The organism is Micromonospora sp. SD19 (assembly GCF_054462275.1).
This window is the reverse complement of record NZ_JBTLMN010000004.1, coordinates 65614-81474: the sequence shown is the minus strand read 5'-3', so window position 1 is coordinate 81474 and position 15861 is coordinate 65614. Positions and strand designations below refer to the sequence as shown.

The window sequence follows — 15861 nt, the reverse complement described above, 5'->3', positions numbered from 1 at the left end:
CCAGAGACGTGGGCGGACAGGAAGATTGTCTGGTGCGCCGGTTTCTCCGCAATCCCGTGCGGCTGGTGCCGTTCGCGTTCCTGGTGCCGATCCTGTTCGGGACCGGGTTGCTCATGGCCCGCTGGGCAACAGTCGAGCACCAGCACGCGCCAGTGGTCACGGCGCTCTTCACCGCCACCTCGGCCGTGTCGGTCACCGGCATGGCGATCACCGACACGCCGAACTACTGGTCCGGCTGGGGCCTGGTGGTGATCACCCTGCTCACCCAGCTCGGCGGCCTCGGCATCCTCACCGTCGCGGCGCTGGTCATCCTGGTGGTCTCCCGTCAACTCGGGCTGCGCAACCGGTTGCTGGTGCAGGCCGAGACGGCGGAGTTCGGCATCGCCGAGGTGGGCCGGTTGCTCCGCCGGATCGCGCTGACCGTCTTCGCCTGCGAGGCGGTGATGACCGTGCTGGTCACCGGTCGGCTCTGGCTGGCCTACGACTACTCGTTCGGGCAGGCCCTCTGGTCGGGTGTCTTCCACTCCGTGCAGGCGTTCAACAATGGTGGCTTCGCGCTCTACACCGACGGCCTGCTGGCCTTCAGCCGTGACCCGTGGGTGTCGCTACCCCTGGCGCTCGGCGCGATCATCGGCGGTCTCGGGTTTCCCGCGCTGTTCGAGGCGGTCCGCGAGTGGCGGCAGCCGGCGCGCTGGGCGGTGGCGACGAAGTTGACCATCTGGGGCAGCGTGGTGCTGCTGCTGGTCGGCTTCGCGGGCCTGCTCGCCGCCGAGTGGACCAACACGGACACGATCGGCCAGTACGACGCGGCCGGCAAGGTCCTGGCGTCGTTCACCCAGATCGCGCTGAGCCGCACCGGCGGCTTCAGCGTCCTGGACATCGCCGCCCTCCAGGAGGAGAGCTATCCGCTACTGATCGTGTTGATGTTCATCGGCGGCGGCAGCGCCAGCACGGCCGGAGGCATCAAGGTCTCCACGTTCTTCCTGCTGGCGTTCACCATCTGGGCGGAACTGCGGGGGGAGCCCGACGTGACGATCGGGCACCGGCGGGTGGCCACCGCGAGCCAACGGCAGGCGGTCACGGTGGCGCTGCTCAGTGTCGCGTTGGTGACGGCCGGAACCATGCTGTTGCTGCTGCTCACCGAGGGCGTCCGCTTCGTCTCGGCCCTGTTCGAGGTCACCAGCGCGTTCAGCACCACCGGCCTGACCACCGGCCTGGCGGCCGACCTGCCGGCCGGTGGCCAACTGGTGCTGACAGTGCTGATGTTCATCGGCCGGGTCGGGACGCTCACCCTGGGGTCGGCGATCGCCCTGAACACCCGACGCCGGCTCTACCGCTATCCACAGGAGCAACCAATTGTCGGCTAGCAGGCGGGAGGTCCGAGGTGTCGGCTAGACAGGCGGACAACGGCGGCATCGTGGTGATCGGGCTGGGTCGGTTCGGTTGCCACCTGGCCGGGTCGCTGAGCCGGATGAACCGTGAGGTGTTGGCCATCGACCGCAGCCCGGAGAAGGTGCAGCGCTGGTCGGCGCAGCTCGACCGGGTGGTTCAGGCAGACTCGACCGAGGACGGTGCGCTGCGGCAGCTGGGCATCACCGGTTTCGGACGGGCCGTGGTGGCCATCGGGGCCTCGGTGGAGGCGAGCGTGCTCACCGTGTTGGCGCTGGTCGAGCTGGGTGTGCCGCAGATCTGGGCCCGAGCCACCTCGCAGAAGCACGCCAAGATCCTGGCGTCGGTGGGCGCGCACCACGTGATCTTCCCGGAGGCCGAGACCGGGGACCGGGTCGCCCACCTGATCGTGAGCCGGTTGCTCGACTTCATCGAGTTCGACGACGACTTCGCGATCGCCACCGTCCGGGTGCCCGAATCCCTGGTCGGGCGCACCCTGATCGACCTGAGACCGGAGGAGCGCTACGGGATACGCGTGGTCGGCGCCAAGCTGCCGGGCGAACGCTTCCGGTACACCTCCGACGACACCACGCTTCCGCAGGGCGGGGTGCTCATCGTCGAGGGCGGAATCGACCAGGTGCAGCGGTTCGCGGGGCTGCGCTGACCGGTCAGGTGTCGCGGCCGTGGCCCTTGGTGACCTTCACCGGGTGGCCACCGGGGTCCTTCAGCCTTTTCCCGGACCACCCCCGCCCTTCCCCTTGCCCGGCTTCGCGGGAGCCTTCGGCGGCTTCGCCTTCGTCGCGCCGCCGCCCGAACCGCCACCGCTGCGTACCGTCGTCTTCTTCGGCGGAGCCTTCGCCGTGGTGGCCGCCTTGGTCGGCGCGACGGTGACGGGCATGCTGCCGGCCACCCCGGAGACACGCACCCCACAGGTCGTGTCACCGAGCCGGAACTCGACAGGCAGCGGATTCGCGCCGCTGTACTTCCCGGTGAGGGTGAGCTTCTCGGCGGCGCCGGGCGCCAGCGTGGTGCGCTGCGCCGCCGGTCGGATCAGCACGGTCCTCCCCTGCTGCTGCACCGGCGTCGGATCCGCCTTCGTCACCGTCTGCTGGCCGGGGAACGTGAAGCTCATCGTCCAGTCCCGCAGCTCCTGCTTGCCACTGTTGGTCAGGGTCAGCTCGGCGGCGAAGTCCTTGCCGGAGTCGCTGCGCAGCGCGTACGCCACCTCGCAGGGCACCGTCGTCGGCAGACCCATCCGCGCCTCGGTGGTCGGCCGGTCCCCACCACTGGCCGGGCTGCGCGAGGTGAACCCCCACATCGCCCCGGTGACCGCGATCAGCCCGACGGCGGCCACCCCGGCCTCCACCCGCCGACGACGCCGGTGCCCCCGCCGGGCCCGGTTGCGGGTCCGCGACAACGGCAACGCGTCGGTCGCCGCGGACCAGGGCAGGATCGTGGTGCCCGCGCTGGCCAGCGTCTCCGGGTCCACCGTTCCGGCGGCCGGCGAGACCGGCACCGCCGCGAGCATCCCGGCCGACTCGGCGAGGGTCCGGGCCAGCTCGGCGGTCGGCGGGCGGTCACCGGGCTGCTTGGCCAGGCACCGCCGGACCAGGTCGGTCACCTCGTCCGGCAGGCCCGGCACCGGGGGCATCGGGTCCGGGTCGTTGTACATGTGGGCGCGCAGCATCTGGGTGGTGGTGCTGGCCTGCCACGGCAGCCGGCCGGTGAGCATCCGGTAGAGCAGCAGCCCCACGGCGTACACGTCGGTGGCCGGGGAGACCTGGCCGTTGTCCAGCCGTTCCGGGGCGAGGTACGCGGGAGTGCCCAACAGCGCGCCGTCCGGGCCCTTCTCGCTCTCCCCGACGAGCGCGGAGATGCCGAAGTCGACCACCTTCACCCCGGTCGAGGTGAGCATGACGTTGCCCGGGGTCACGTCGCGGTGCACCACACCGCGGGCGTGCGCGGTGGCCAGCGCCGAGCTGACCTCGGCGCCGATGGTCACCGCCTCCCGCCACGGCAGCCGGCTCTCCCGGCCCAACCGGGTGGCCAGCGAACCGCCGTCGACCAGCTCCATCACGACGTAAGGCACGGTCAGCCCGACCTGCTGGGACTCGCCGTAGTCGTACACGTTCGTGATGTTGGGGTGACAGAGCCGCGCGGCGGCCTGCGCCTCGATCCGGATGCGGTGGCGGAACGCCCGGTCGCTGGCCAGCCGGGAGGCCAGCACCTTCACCGCGACCTGGCGGCCGAGCACCTCGTCGTAGCCACGCCAGACCACCGACATCCCGCCCGCGCCGAGCTGCTCGATCAGCCGGTACCGCTCATCGAGCAGCTGCGCGCCGTTCCGGTCCCCACCACCCATGGTGAGCGTTGTTGCCCAGGAACGCCCCACCTACACCTGGACGATCGGAATCGGTCAGGATGTCACCCGTTCAGGCGGTGGCCAGCAGTTGGTCCACCGGGGCGTAGTCGTCGGTCAACACCATCGCCGTACCGACGAAGTCCGTCAACGCCGCGCCGCTGAGAAGGCTGACCTTCGGGTCCACCTCGTCCAACCGGGCCCGGACGGCCTCCAGCGGCAGCGGCGCGTCGGAGCCGACGATGAGGAAGTTCGCGCCCTGCTCCTCGGCGAGCGCCTCCGGCGGCGCGATCAACGCGACGTGCCTGAACTCGGCGGCCACCGTGGCCAGCTCGGCGCGGATGAACCGCAGCGGCGGGTAGTCGATGACGTTCTGCACGTACACGCCGCCGGGGCGGGTCACTCGGCGGACGTCGGCGGCCATTTCCCGGGTGGCCAGGTGCCAGGGCACCACCAGGTGCCCGAAGGCGTCACCGACCACCAGGTCACGACTGTCGGTCGGCTCGCCGGCGACCAGCATCCGGGCGTCGCCCACCACCGCCCGCAGCTGCGGCCCCGGCCGTACGCCAAGCTCCTGCTCACCCAGCTCGACCAGCCCACCGTCGATCTCGAACACCAGGTTGTCGGTGCCCGGTCGGGTGGCGGTCAGGTAGCGCGGCACCGTGAAGCCACCGCCGCCCAGGTGCAGCGCGTCCAGGCGCTGACCGGCCGGCGTGGCGACGTCGGCGACCGCGCCGATCCACTTCGTGTACGCGTACTCCAGGTGCTTCGGGTCGGCGAGGTCCACGTACGAGTGCTGGGCGGAGTTGAGCAGCAACGTCCGCCCGCTGGGCCGGGCCGGGTCCGCTGTGACCCGGGCGCAGTGGTACGCCGTCTCGATGTCGCACGGGTTGGGTGCCACGGTGCTCAGACCCGCCCCGACCAGGCCGAGCACGGCCAGCGCGGCCCGGGCCCGGGCCGGACCGGGCAGCTCGGTGGGCTCCTGCCGCCGCAGGTACCAGCCGAGGCCGATGCCGACCAGCCCGAGCGCGAGCGCCAGGGCCAGCAGGATGACGGTGCTGGGCAGGGCGGCGACCAGCACGAACCCGGTGAGCAGGGTTGCGGTGATGCCGCCCAGGGTGCCGATCCCGGAGAGCCGACCGACCACCTGGCCGGTGCGACGCAGGTCGGCGAGCTGGAGTTTCACCACCAACGGGGTGACCGCGGCCAGCAACGCGGCTGGCACGAACACCGCCAGCGCGACGAGCAGCAGGATGCCGCTGGCCGCACCACCGCGCAGCACCTCACCCGCGTACCGGACGACGGGCAGGGTGACAGCTGTGGCGATGCCGGCCAGCACCAACGCCGGCGCCAGCAGACCTCGTGGGTTGCGCCGGTCGGCGAGCCAACCGCCGGACCACGCCCCGTACGCGATCGCTGCCAACGCGATGCCGATCACCGAGCTGGTCACCTGAAGGGTCACCCCGACGTACGGGCCGACCAGGCGCAGCGCGACGGTCTCCAGCACCAGCACGGCACCGCTGGAGAAGAACACCAGGAAGGCGGCCAGGCCGTTGGGCAGCGCCCGGCCGGTTGTCGGCACGGGCGGGGCCGGGTGCGCTGGCAGGGCCGCTACGTCGGACGGTGGGGAGCTCATCGTCGCGATGGTACGCAGCGAAGCTGGTGCTTCGGGTCAGTACATCGAGAGATGAACATGGTTCGTGTGGGACGCCGCCGGTGAGCCGCTACCACTGTACGAGCGCCACCCGGTGCCGGGATGCCAGATCTGCCGATACCAGATCACGTAGAGCACGCCCAGCCGGTCGGCGTTGCGCACATGCCAGGCGGCCAGGCTGTCCCCGTACGCCTTGTCGCCGCCGGTCGCGTTCTTGTCCTCGAAGCCGTTCGTGGCGGCCGAGAAGTCGCAGGCCCTGCCCTTCGGGTGCTCGCCGCTGCCGCCGCTGCGCTTGCAGGAGACGTGCCGCTTGTAGCCGGCCGCCTGGGTCTGCTTGAGCGCGTTGAGGGTGCGCGGAGTGATGCACCCGGAGGTGGTCGGGTCCTTCACCGAGCAGGACTCCGACGGCCAGGACCCGTCGGAGTTGCGCGGCGCGGGCTTCGCCGAGGCGGAGCTGCCACCGCTGAAACCGTTGCTGCCGCCGGAGCTGACCTCGGCCAGCGCATCCTCGGCTTCCTTCTTCTTCTTCGCCATCACTGCGAGCTGCTTCTGCTGCTCGCGGACCTCGGCGTCGATGGCGACCTTGGCCTGCTGCGCCTGCTGCCGAGCCTCGGTGAGGTCACGCAGCCGCTTGCTGTCCCGCTGGGCCATCAGGTCGAGGTCACCGGCGCGTTGCAGGAACGCCTCCGGCGTGGCGGTGTTGAGCAGCATCGAGACCGCGCTCAGCCGACCCACCCGGTACGACTGGGCGGCCACCTCACCCACCTGCGCGCTGAGCCCGACCAGCCGACCCTCCAGCGTCGTCAGCTCGCCGTTCAGCGCCGTCTGGCGACGCTTGGAATTGTCCAGTTTGGCCTTCGCCTCGATGTGCCCCCGGGCGGTCAGCTCCAGCGCGTCCTGCAGCTTCTTGCTGCCACCCTCACCCGGCTCCGCGTACGCGGGCGCAACGGCACCGCCGAGCACCAGCGCGACGGCGGCGAGCAGGGCGAACAGAGCGCGGCGACCGAGCCGCGGGCTGAGCCTGGTCCTGGGCACGAAAGCGTCCTTCCGTAGACCGCCGGCCCCCGATTGACACTGCACGGCGACGCCGGTCGGCGGCCTGCTGGCGGAGACCGCCGGTCACGATACCGGACTGCGGGCCGGTGACCAGCCCCCTGACCCTCGGGCTGTCCCGATGTCGACGCAGCGTCCCAAGGCGGTCGCGCAGCGCGCCGATCAGGTGGTGAGCAGCGCGTCGTGCACCTCGGCCCAGACCTGCTCGTTGGCCGCCACCAGCAGACCGCGGCCGTCGTCGGCGGGGTGGTAGTCGACGCCGTCGAACCGGCGGGCGACACCCCCGGCGGCCCGGACCAGCAGGGTGCCCGGGGCGTGATCCCAGGGCAGGGTGCGCCAGAAGAGGACGAACTGCTGCTCGCCGGTGAGGATGTCCAGGTACTCCCGACCGGCGCAGTGCAGGCCGGGCAGCAGCTCACCGAGCCGCTGACCGCCCGCGCGGACCCGGTCGCGGGTCTCCGGCGGCAGGAATTTGGTCATCGCCGCCCCGCGCAGCTCGCCGAGCTGCGGCACCGCGCCAGCGCTGTCGACGGGCCGACCGTTGAGCAGGGTGCCCTCGTCCGCCCACCCTGCGGCGAGCGTGTCGGCGAGCGGGTCGAGGATCCAACCGGCGGTCGGCCGACCGTCGCTCAGCAACGACACCATCAGGGCGAACGGGCGGCGACCGGCGGCGAAGTTGGCAGTACCGTCGACCGGGTCGACCAGCCAGACGTCCCCGCCGTCGCGCAGGTGCCGCAGCAGCCCCGGGTCGTCGGCGACGCCCTCCTCTCCGACCACCATCGAGCCCGGCCGCAGTCGCCGCAACCCCGCCGAGAGCAGCTCCTCGGCCCGGCGGTCGGCGACGGTGACCACCTCGCCGGGCGCCTTCTCCGACACGTCGTCGTCGTCGAGCTTGCGGAACAGGGGCAGCACGACCTGGTCGGCGGCCTCCCAGAGCAGGTCGCCGACGTCGTCCAGCAGGGTGTCAGCCACGCGGCGGCAGCTTGACCACGCTGACGAAGAACTCGTCGATCTGACGGACCACCGAGATGAAGCGCTCGAAGTCCACCGGCTTGGTCACGTAGGCGTTGGCGTGCAGCTGGTAGCTGCGCAGGATGTCCTCGTCGGCCTGTGAGGTGGTGAGCACCACCACCGGGATCCGCCGCAGGGTCTCGTCCTTCTTGATCTCCTCCAGCACCTCCCGGCCGTCGCGCCGGGGCAGGTTGAGGTCGAGCAGGATCAGGTCGGGCGCCACCGCGTCGGCGTACTGGCCTTCCTGCCGCAGGTAGGCGAGCGCCTCGGCCCCGTCGGAGACGACGGTCAGCCGGTTGCGCAGCTTGTGTTCCTCGAACGCCTCCTGGGTCATCAGCACGTCACCCGGGTCGTCCTCCACGAGCAGGACCTCGATCGGGCTCTTGCCATCCGCCGGCGCGGTCATCCCACCGTCTCCCTCATGTCACCCGTTCTACCGCTTTCCGTCGCCTCGTCGGCCCGGTCCGGCTGGTCCGCCTCGCCCGCCTGCTCCGTCGGCGCTGCCGGAGCCTCGGTCGAGGCCGTCGAGTCGCCCACGGTCAGGGCGTTCGGCTGCGCCGCGGCATCGGCTGCGGCGGCCGCCTCGACGTCCTCGGGGAGTGCCGGCAGGGTGAACCGGATCGCGGTGCCCTCCGGCACGTCGGTGTCCACCCAGACCCGACCGCCGTGGTACTCGACGATCTTCTTGACGATCGCCAACCCGATGCCGGTGCCCGGATACGCGTCCTTCGAGTGCAGCCGCTGGAAGATCACGAAGATCTTGTCGGCGAACTCCGGCTCGATCCCGATGCCGTTGTCCTGACAGGTGATCTCCCACTCGGCTCCCACCAACCGGGCCGAGATGTGCACCTTCGACGGCACGTCCGGACGGCGGAACTTGATCGAGTTGCTGACCAGGTTGGCCAGCAGGTTGGTGAGCAGCGGTTCCTCACCCGAGATCACCGGCAGCTCGGACCAGGTCAGCTCGGCGTCGGCGTACTGCCGGGCGGCCTCGGTCTGGCCGGCCACGTCGCCCATCACCTTGTTGAGGTCGACCTCGACGAAGCCGGTGGTGAGTCGCCCGATCCGGGAGAACGCGAGCAGGTCGTTGATCAGGCGCTGCATCCGCTGCGCGCCGTCCACCGCGAAGGCGATGTACTGGTCGGCCCGCTCGTCGAGCTGCCCGGCGTACCGGCGCTGGAGCAGCTGGCAGAAGCTGGCGACCTTGCGCAACGGCTCCTGCAGATCATGGGACGCCACGTACGCGAACTGCTCCAGGTCACGGTTGGACCGGGTCAGCTCCTCGGCCTGCTTCTGGAGCTGGCTGTTGACCCACTCGATGCGCTCGCGGGCGGCCCGGACCTCGGCCAGGTCGGCGGCGATCTTCTGCCGCATCGCGTCGACGTCCTCGCCGAGCCGGACGAACTCCGGCGGGCCGGTGGTGGCGATGCCGTGCTGGTAGTCACCCTCGGCGACCTCGCGGACCTGGTCGGCCAGCCCGATCAGGGGCCGGATGACCATGCGGTCCAGGGAGAGCACCAGCAGCGCACCGGCCACGACCACCACCAGCGCGGCCACGATCAGGAGGACGACCAGCACGTTGCTGCTGGTGCGCACGTTGGCGGCGGCCTGCTCCCGGGCGGTCAGGATCTCCTCCTGGAGGTCGTTCACCGCCGACCGCACCTGGTCGAACTGCTGCCGGGCCTGTTCGGTGACCAACGCCTGGCCGGCGCGGGTGCCGCTCTGCTCGGTGGTGGTGATCACCGGCTCCGCCACCGACTGCCGCCACTGCGCCGTCTGCTCCTCGACCATCCGCAGCTCGTGGCCGATCTGTGGATAGTCGTCGAGCAGCGTCCGCATCGAGGCGACCACACTCTTCTCCTGATCCAGCCCTTCCTCGTAGGGGGTCAGGTCGGCCGGGTCGCCGCTGACCGCGTACCCCCGGATCGCCGTCTCCTGGTCGAGCAGCGCGTTGAGCAACTCCTGCGACTGCACCCGCAACGGGCCGGTCTGGTTCAGCACGGCGTCGATCTGGGTGCGGTTGCGGGCGGCCACCGCCGCCTCCGCGCTGGCCAGGCCGATCAGCAGCAGGCCCACCACGGTGAGCAGGGTGATCACCCGGCGGCGCAGACTCCAGCCGCCGATAACCGGCTTCACCGGCCACCACCCCGGCTGACCAGCAGCATGGCCACGTCGTCGGCGAGCGGGCCACCGTTGAGCTGCTCGGCCCGACCGACCAGCCAGGCCGGCAACTCGGGCAGCGACACCGAACGGTTCGCCGGCTCGCCCAGCAACCCGCTGAGGCCGGGCACGTCGAGCCGTTCGTCGCCGGCATCCACCCGCCCCTCGATCAGGCCGTCGGTGTACATCAGCAGAGACCAGTCATCGGTGTCGAACTCCAGGTCGTAGGCGGTCGGCCGGCGGGGTCGTACGCCCAGCAGCCGGCCGCCGGGGGCGGGCACCGGGGCGACCCGACCGCCGGAGAGCAGCAGCGGTGGCGGGTGCCCGGCCAGTCGGACGGTAGCCCGGTTGGCGTCCAGATCCAGTCTGACGGTGGCCACCGTCGCGAAGATCTCCTGGAGGCGGCGCTCACTCATCAGCACCTGCTCCAGGGCGGGCAGCACCTCGTCGTCCGGCACCCGGGCGAGCACCAGGGCCCGCCAGGCCACCCGCAGCTCGACCCCGAGCGCGGCCTCGTCCACCCCGTGCCCGCAGACGTCGCCGACGATCAGGTCGAGGCGGTCCGGGTGCGTCTGCACCACGTCGAAGAAGTCCCCGCCGATCAACGCGGCGTGCCGGCCGGGCCGGTAGAAGGTGTGCACCGCCACCTGGTCGGTGGTCATCAGCGGCTGGGGCAGCAGGCCACGTTCGAGGCGGGCCGACTCGGCCTGGCGCAGCTCGACCTCGCGCAGGCGGCGGGCGTTCTCGTCGGCGCGCTTACGCTCCACGGCGTAGCGCAGCGCCCGGGTCAGCAGCACCCCGTCGACCTGGCCCTTGACCAGGTAGTCCTGTGCGCCCTCGGCGACCGCCACCACGCCCAGGTGCTCGTCGGTGCGGCCGGTCAGCACGCAGACAGCGGCGCCACTGGACATCTCCAGCAGCTGGCGCAACCCGTCCAGGCCCTGTGCGTCCGGCAGGCCCAGGTCGAGCAGGACGCAGTCGACGTCGCCGATCCGCTGCCGGGCCTCCCGGAGGCTGGTGGCGACCAGCAGGTCGATCATCGAGTTCGTCTCGGCAAGCAGCTCACCGACCAGGAAGGCGTCGCCTTCGTCGTCCTCCACCAGCAGCACCCGCAACCGCTCACCCGGCGGCAGGTTGGCGTGCCGCGCCAGGCCACCGTGCGGGTACGGCACAACTGGGGAACCGGCCAAGCCGGCCCCCCGGTGCGGCCGGGTCACCGCCGCGAGACGCGGGAGTTCGCTGGTGATGTCGGGCTCCTTCCGAGTGCCCTGCTGATCCTGTATTAGACAACGGTCGCACACAACACGACGCCTGCGGCGCGGGCGGGGATGGGCCGCATCACTGCCCGCCCCGTGACAAACCGGGCGGTTGGTGGACGTCGGGCGACCGGCCGTCCCATCCGCGGCCGTCGACGGGCAGGATGATCCCACCCCAGGCCCCACCATCCCCGAGGAGTCCCCGTGGGCGCATCCACCACCCCGGCCGAGACGGGCACGCGGCCCCGTCCCATTCCGGGCGTACCCCCTGCCGACCGCGCGCTGACCCGGCCACGCCGGCGGCTCGTGGCCGCCGCGGCGGCGCTCGTCGCGCTGACCGCGCTCGGTGCCGGCAGTCTGCTCGACCTGCGCACCCCGACCCCCCGGCCGACCGACGCACCGGCCGACGCGTTCAGCGCCGACCGGGCGTACGAGGACGTCCAGGTGATCGCCGCCCGGTCCCACGTCGCCGGCAGCTCCGCCAACGAGCAGGTCCGGGCGCACCTTGAGCAGCAGCTGCGCGGGCTGGGCCTGGAGACCGAGGTACAGGACACGGTGGCGCCGGAGGCCGGTCAGCTCAGCGGCGCGGCGGGCGGCGCGACGGTCGCCCGGGTCCGCAACGTGGTGGCCCGGCTGCCCGGCACCGACTCGACCGGTCGGGTCTTCCTGGTCGCCCACTACGACTCGGTGCAGACCGGGCCGGGTGGCAACGACGACGCGGCCGGCACGTCGGCCATCCTGGAGGTGGCCCGCGCGCTGACCACCGGCCCCCGGCCCCGCAACGACATCGTCTTCGTGCTGACCGACGCCGAGGAGGCGTGCCTCTGCGGGGCCGCCGCGTTCGCCGCCAGTCATCCGCTCGCCGCCGACGGTGGGGTGGTGCTCAACCTGGAGGCGCGGGGCTCCACCGGGCCGGTGATCATGTTCGAGACGTCCCGGAACAACGCGAAGCTGGTGGACATCTTCGGCCGGGCCGCACCCCACCCGGTCGGCACCTCGTTCGCTGTGGAGATCTACCGCGCGCTGCCCAACGACACCGACTTCACCGCCTTCCTCGATCAGAAGTTCGTCGGGCTGAACTCGGCGTACATCGACGGCGGGGCGATCTACCACACGCCGTTGGACACTCCGGCCGCCCTGGACCGGGGCAGCCTCCAGCAGCACGGGGACAACGCGTTGGGCCTGGCCCGGGAGTTCGGCGGCGTCGACCTGACCGACCTGCGCTCCGGGCACGACGCCACCTACTTCCCCGTCCCCGGTGGGCTGGTCCGCTACCCGGGCACGCTCACCCTGCCGTTGGCAGTGCTCGCGCTGGTCGCGGTGGCCGCCCTGGCCTGGCTGACCCGCCGCAGCGGCCGGGCCAGCACCGGCCGGCTGGCCGCCGGCTTCGCGCTGGCCCTGGTGCCGATCATCGCCGCGCCGGTCGCCGCCCAACTGCTCTGGCTGGCGATCACCACGATCCGACCGGGGTACGCGGAGCTGCTCGACCCGTACCGGCCGATCTGGTACCGGCTGGCCGTTGTGGCGCTCGCCGCCGCCATCCTGTTCGCCTGGTACGCGCTGACCCGCCGCCGGATCGGCCCGGCCGCGCTCGCCGTCGGCGGGCTGGCCTGGCTGGCAGTGCTCGGGGTGCTGCTCGCCGTGGCGGTGCCGGGTGGGGCGTACCTCACCACACTGCCGGCGCTGGCCGGCGCCGTCGGCGGGCTGGTCGCGCTGCGTACCCGGCAGACCGGGCCGTGGCCGGTGGTGGCGGTGACGGCCGCCGCGGCCGTCGGCGTGGTCATCCTGCTGCCCACCGTGGTGCTGCTCTTCCCCGCGCTGGGAATGGCGATGGGCGGGGTGGCCGCGCTGGTGGCGGTGCTGCTCGGCCTGGTCGCCCTGCCGGTGGTCGACCTGCTGCACCCGCAGGCCGGCGGCCAGCGCGGGATGCTCGCGCTGCGGGCCCGGCGGCTCGCGGTGCTGCCGGCCGGCGCGGCCGCCGTCGCGGCGGTGGTGCTCGCCGGGGTCGGCCTGGCCGTGGACCGCTTCGACGCCGCCCACCCGGTGCCCACCCACCTGATGTACGCCATGGACGCCGGCACCGGCCAGGCCCGTTGGCTCAGCCACGAGAGCGACCCGCAGCCGTGGACCGACGGTTACGTGGACGGGGTGACCGACATCGGCGACGACTTCCCCGGGCTCGGCGACGCTGAGCTGCGGGCCGGCCCGGCGCAGGCGGCGAACCTGCCGGCCCCGAAGCTGGAGTTGGTGCTGACCGACGCCGCCGCCGGTAACGTACGCACCCTGCGGCTGCGGCTCACCCCGCAGCGGGTCGCCCGGATCGCCACACTGCACGTCGACACGTCGACCGCCACGGTGCTGCGCGCCGAGGTGGCGGGGCGGTCGGTGCCGGTGGAGCCTCGGGACGGCAAGTGGGGCTTCGGGCTGGTGTTCCACGCCCCGCCGGCCGAGGGCATCGAGGTCACGTTGGCGGTGCGGCCGATCGCCGGGCAGGTGGCGCTGCGGGCGATGGACGCCAGCGACGGCTTGGACGCGCTGCCCGGCTTCCGGCCCCGGCCGCCGGCCGTCGGCGTCGTCGGGTCGCACAGCTCGGAAATGCTGGCGGTCGCCCGCACCTACCAGTTCTAGAACGACGACGGCGGGGGACCGTCTCCGGTCCCCCGCCGTGTCACTCAGCAGAGCTGGTCGAACCTGACTCCCGGCGCGTCCGCCGCTACTCGCTGCGGATGGTCAGCCGCTTACGCCGGCCGTAGTGCAGCAGGAGGAACCCGACCAGCAGCATCCCCACGCCGACGGCACCGAACGTGACCAGGGGCAGACCGGTCAGGGGCAGGCCGCCACCGGCACCCGACGCGGGCGATGACGGCAATGCCGCCCCCGGGACCGAGGCCGACCCGCTCGGGGTCGGAGTGGCGGTGGCCGGTGGCGATCCGCTCGGCCCTGGGCTGGGCGTGGCAGAGGCCGAGGGCGACGGGGTGGGCGGCGTCCCCTTGACAACGTTGATCGTCACGTTCGACTTTTCCGAAAAGTCGAACGGATAGCGCCGCACTTCGCCCCCGTACGCATTGTCGTACTCCACGCGCAGGGAGAACTTCAGGCTCAGCCGCTGACCATTGCCGACGACCCCACGCCAGCCGCACAGATACTGTTCGCGGCCCAGCGGTGCCGGATTTGTCAGCGCGGGCTCGACATAGTCCATATGCGGAATTATGTCAAAGCACGAGTCCGGAACCGCTACCGCCTTGGTGCGGAAGGGGATTTGGACAAGCAGCAACGGGTCACGGCTGAGCGCTTCGCCACCGTTGTCGAATCCCACTTCCAGCGGCGCCACGTCGCCCGTCTTCTGGTAGTAGACCGTACTGGCGAACAGCTTCACCTTCTCGTAGTCGGAGGCGAGCTTGCTGTCGGTCTGGATGGTCTGCTCAGCCGATGCCTCGAACAACTGGGGAGCGGCCTCGGTGACAGCGGGCGCGTTATCAACAACGAGCTTGGGGCCACCGCCCGGCACGCCCAGCTCCGTTGGCGCCACGGCACGAACCGCCTCGATCTTCGGCAGGCGGACCGACGACGGCTGGATGCCCGCGAGCAGGCTCACCTTCTTACCGGAATCCGCCCTGACCTTCACCCGAACCGGGACCACATAGGTCCGACCCGGCGCAAATTCCTGGTCGAAACGGCACCAGAGCAACTCGACGCCGTTGTAGGAGCAGTTGGAGAAGCGGTCCACCGCCTCAGCCGGCCACAGGCCTGAGCTCAGGTCCTGCACACCAGGTTGCGGACCGCCGTTCCTGAAGTCGAGGACCACGCCGCGCGCCGGCACAGTGCCGGAAACTTTGAACCCGAAGCGGGCGGTGACCGTGTCACCCGGCGCAGCGCTCAGGGTCGGCATGCCAACGCGCTCTACCGTCAACTGGTCAACGGCGATGATCTCGGTCTGCACATTCGCCGGCGCGTAACCCTTGACCTCGACGGTCGTCCGGACGGTGCCGACAACGCCGCTGGGCAGAGTCGAGCCGTGCGGTGGGGCGTACCCGAATGCGCTCGCCGTCTGGCTGGCACCCAGCCCGAACCGTGCGTACTCCCGGCACGTAACGACATCGCCGGCGCGTTCGCAACCCTCGTCGTCGAACGAAAACGTCATCTTGTCTTTGATTTCGCTGATGTCCGACCTGGTCGTCACCTCCGTAGCCTGGCGCTTGTCCAGCCCGAGCTGAATGTCGAGGTGGTACAGCGTGGATGACAGGCCTGCCCGGATGAGACTTTGGGCCGGGATCGCCGCCTTCAACTGCGGCAGCGCTGCGGCTGACGCCTGGGCGGGCACCGTCGCGACAGGAACGATAGAACCAACAAAACAGACAAAAGTGGCCGCAGCTATTCGCCAGGCAACCGTATTCCACCTGAACAAACCAGACCCCCGTGGATCCTCGTTTTGGACCGCCGGAGCATAACGCAGCCTGAATTGAATGGCCGTCCCGCGACGAAGGGCCCATCGGGCAAAAGGGAATAGCGGCCGCAGCAACGAGGCAGTGCGGCTGGACGGCGCGGCTGGACGGTGCGACGCGCCTGGCCCAGGTCGCTCGCCCGCTCACACAACAGCGGATACTTCGCCCATGACGCTGGCTCCGCCCCGCACCGACCTCGCCGACGCGCGCTCCTCGTTCCTGGTGCTGGCCGGCTGGTACGTGGCCGCCGTCGTGTCGTTCGGTCTGTTCCTCAGCACGCTCTCCGGTTCGGTTCCGGCGAACTGCGGCGAGGCGTGCGACTCCGAACGGTCGAGGGCGCTGCTCTTCGGGCTCTACGTGGCCCTGCCGGCGGCGTTCCTCGCGCTGTTGGTCAGCCTGGCGACGCTCGCGGTGCTCCTCTCCCGTGCCCGGATCCGCTCGTCAGCCCTGGTGGGCACCCTCTCCGCGCTGCCGCTGCTCGCCTGCGCACTCCTCACCGCCAGCCTCTGACCCCCCGTTGCTGTAGTGCCGGGGTCA

At 71.4% G+C, this 15861-nt stretch carries 12 protein-coding genes; 4 read left to right on the top strand and 8 right to left on the bottom strand.

The window, feature by feature from the left end:
- Positions 1 to 32 precede the first annotated feature (32 nt).
- Together ACX27O_RS15935 and ACX27O_RS15930 are read left to right on the top strand one after the other, a co-directional pair.
- Positions 33 to 1367, top strand: a complete 1335-nt coding sequence (locus ACX27O_RS15935) for a TrkH family potassium uptake protein (protein WP_458939679.1) — start codon at positions 33 to 35, stop codon at positions 1365 to 1367.
- A gap of 17 nt (positions 1368 to 1384) precedes the next feature.
- Positions 1385 to 2053 carry a potassium channel family protein gene (locus ACX27O_RS15930; protein WP_030329781.1) on the top strand — a complete coding sequence of 223 codons (669 nt, stop codon included), beginning with the start codon at positions 1385 to 1387 and terminating at the stop codon, positions 2051 to 2053.
- 60 nt (positions 2054 to 2113) lie between these two features.
- Here the strand turns inward: ACX27O_RS15930 and ACX27O_RS15925 are convergent, their stop codons facing one another.
- The 7 genes from ACX27O_RS15925 to ACX27O_RS15895 form a co-directional block, all read right to left on the bottom strand.
- On the bottom strand, positions 2114 to 3751 hold the full coding sequence (locus ACX27O_RS15925; RefSeq protein WP_210864790.1) for a serine/threonine-protein kinase: 1638 nt from the start codon (positions 3749 to 3751) through the stop codon (positions 2114 to 2116).
- Positions 3752 to 3821: 70 nt separating this feature from the next.
- Positions 3822 to 5384, bottom strand: coding sequence for a fused MFS/spermidine synthase (locus ACX27O_RS15920; protein ID WP_247680190.1), 1563 nt, complete (start codon positions 5382 to 5384; stop codon positions 3822 to 3824).
- Positions 5385 to 5420: 36 nt separating this feature from the next.
- Positions 5421 to 6437 carry a coiled-coil domain-containing protein gene (locus ACX27O_RS15915; protein WP_458939678.1) on the bottom strand — a complete coding sequence of 339 codons (1017 nt, stop codon included), beginning with the start codon at positions 6435 to 6437 and terminating at the stop codon, positions 5421 to 5423.
- Between the two features lie 180 nt (positions 6438 to 6617).
- Positions 6618 to 7427, bottom strand: a complete 810-nt coding sequence (locus tag ACX27O_RS15910; RefSeq protein WP_400447962.1) for an inositol monophosphatase family protein — start codon at positions 7425 to 7427, stop codon at positions 6618 to 6620.
- Positions 7420 to 7872 carry a response regulator gene (locus ACX27O_RS15905; protein WP_030329776.1) on the bottom strand — a complete coding sequence of 151 codons (453 nt, stop codon included), beginning with the start codon at positions 7870 to 7872 and terminating at the stop codon, positions 7420 to 7422. The genes ACX27O_RS15910 and ACX27O_RS15905 overlap by 8 nt, the downstream gene beginning before the upstream one ends.
- Positions 7869 to 9602, bottom strand: a complete 1734-nt coding sequence (locus tag ACX27O_RS15900; RefSeq protein WP_309140829.1) for a sensor histidine kinase — start codon at positions 9600 to 9602, stop codon at positions 7869 to 7871. Before ACX27O_RS15900 ends, ACX27O_RS15905 begins: the two co-directional genes overlap by 4 nt.
- On the bottom strand, positions 9599 to 10798 hold the full coding sequence (locus ACX27O_RS15895) for a PP2C family protein-serine/threonine phosphatase (protein WP_210861350.1): 1200 nt from the start codon (positions 10796 to 10798) through the stop codon (positions 9599 to 9601). The genes ACX27O_RS15900 and ACX27O_RS15895 overlap by 4 nt, the downstream gene beginning before the upstream one ends.
- 288 nt (positions 10799 to 11086) lie before the next feature.
- Here ACX27O_RS15895 and ACX27O_RS15890 point away from each other — a divergent pair, with 288 nt between their 5' ends.
- On the top strand, positions 11087 to 13510 hold the full coding sequence (locus ACX27O_RS15890; protein ID WP_458939677.1) for a M28 family peptidase: 2424 nt from the start codon (positions 11087 to 11089) through the stop codon (positions 13508 to 13510).
- 85 nt (positions 13511 to 13595) lie between these two features.
- Here ACX27O_RS15890 and ACX27O_RS15885 read toward each other — a convergent pair whose 3' ends face one another.
- Complete coding sequence (locus ACX27O_RS15885) at positions 13596 to 15203, bottom strand: hypothetical protein (protein WP_458939676.1); 1608 nt, start codon at positions 15201 to 15203, stop codon at positions 13596 to 13598.
- A 289-nt stretch (positions 15204 to 15492) separates the two neighbouring features.
- Between ACX27O_RS15885 and ACX27O_RS15880 the strand changes: the two genes are divergently transcribed.
- Positions 15493 to 15834 carry a hypothetical protein gene (locus ACX27O_RS15880; RefSeq protein ID WP_030329771.1) on the top strand — a complete coding sequence of 114 codons (342 nt, stop codon included), beginning with the start codon at positions 15493 to 15495 and terminating at the stop codon, positions 15832 to 15834.
- Positions 15835 to 15861 lie beyond the last annotated feature (27 nt).

Excerpts from the sequence above, each read along its gene's own strand:
- ACX27O_RS15925 (WP_210864790.1), bottom strand. The coding sequence starts at position 3,751 with ATGGGTGGTGGGGACCGGAACGGCGCGCAGCTGCTCGATGAGCGGTAC.
- ACX27O_RS15880 (WP_030329771.1), top strand. The coding sequence starts at position 15,493 with ATGACGCTGGCTCCGCCCCGCACCGACCTCGCCGACGCGCGCTCCTCG.
- ACX27O_RS15905 (WP_030329776.1), bottom strand. The coding sequence starts at position 7,872 with ATGACCGCGCCGGCGGATGGCAAGAGCCCGATCGAGGTCCTGCTCGTG.
- ACX27O_RS15920 (WP_247680190.1), bottom strand. The coding sequence starts at position 5,384 with ATGAGCTCCCCACCGTCCGACGTAGCGGCCCTGCCAGCGCACCCGGCC.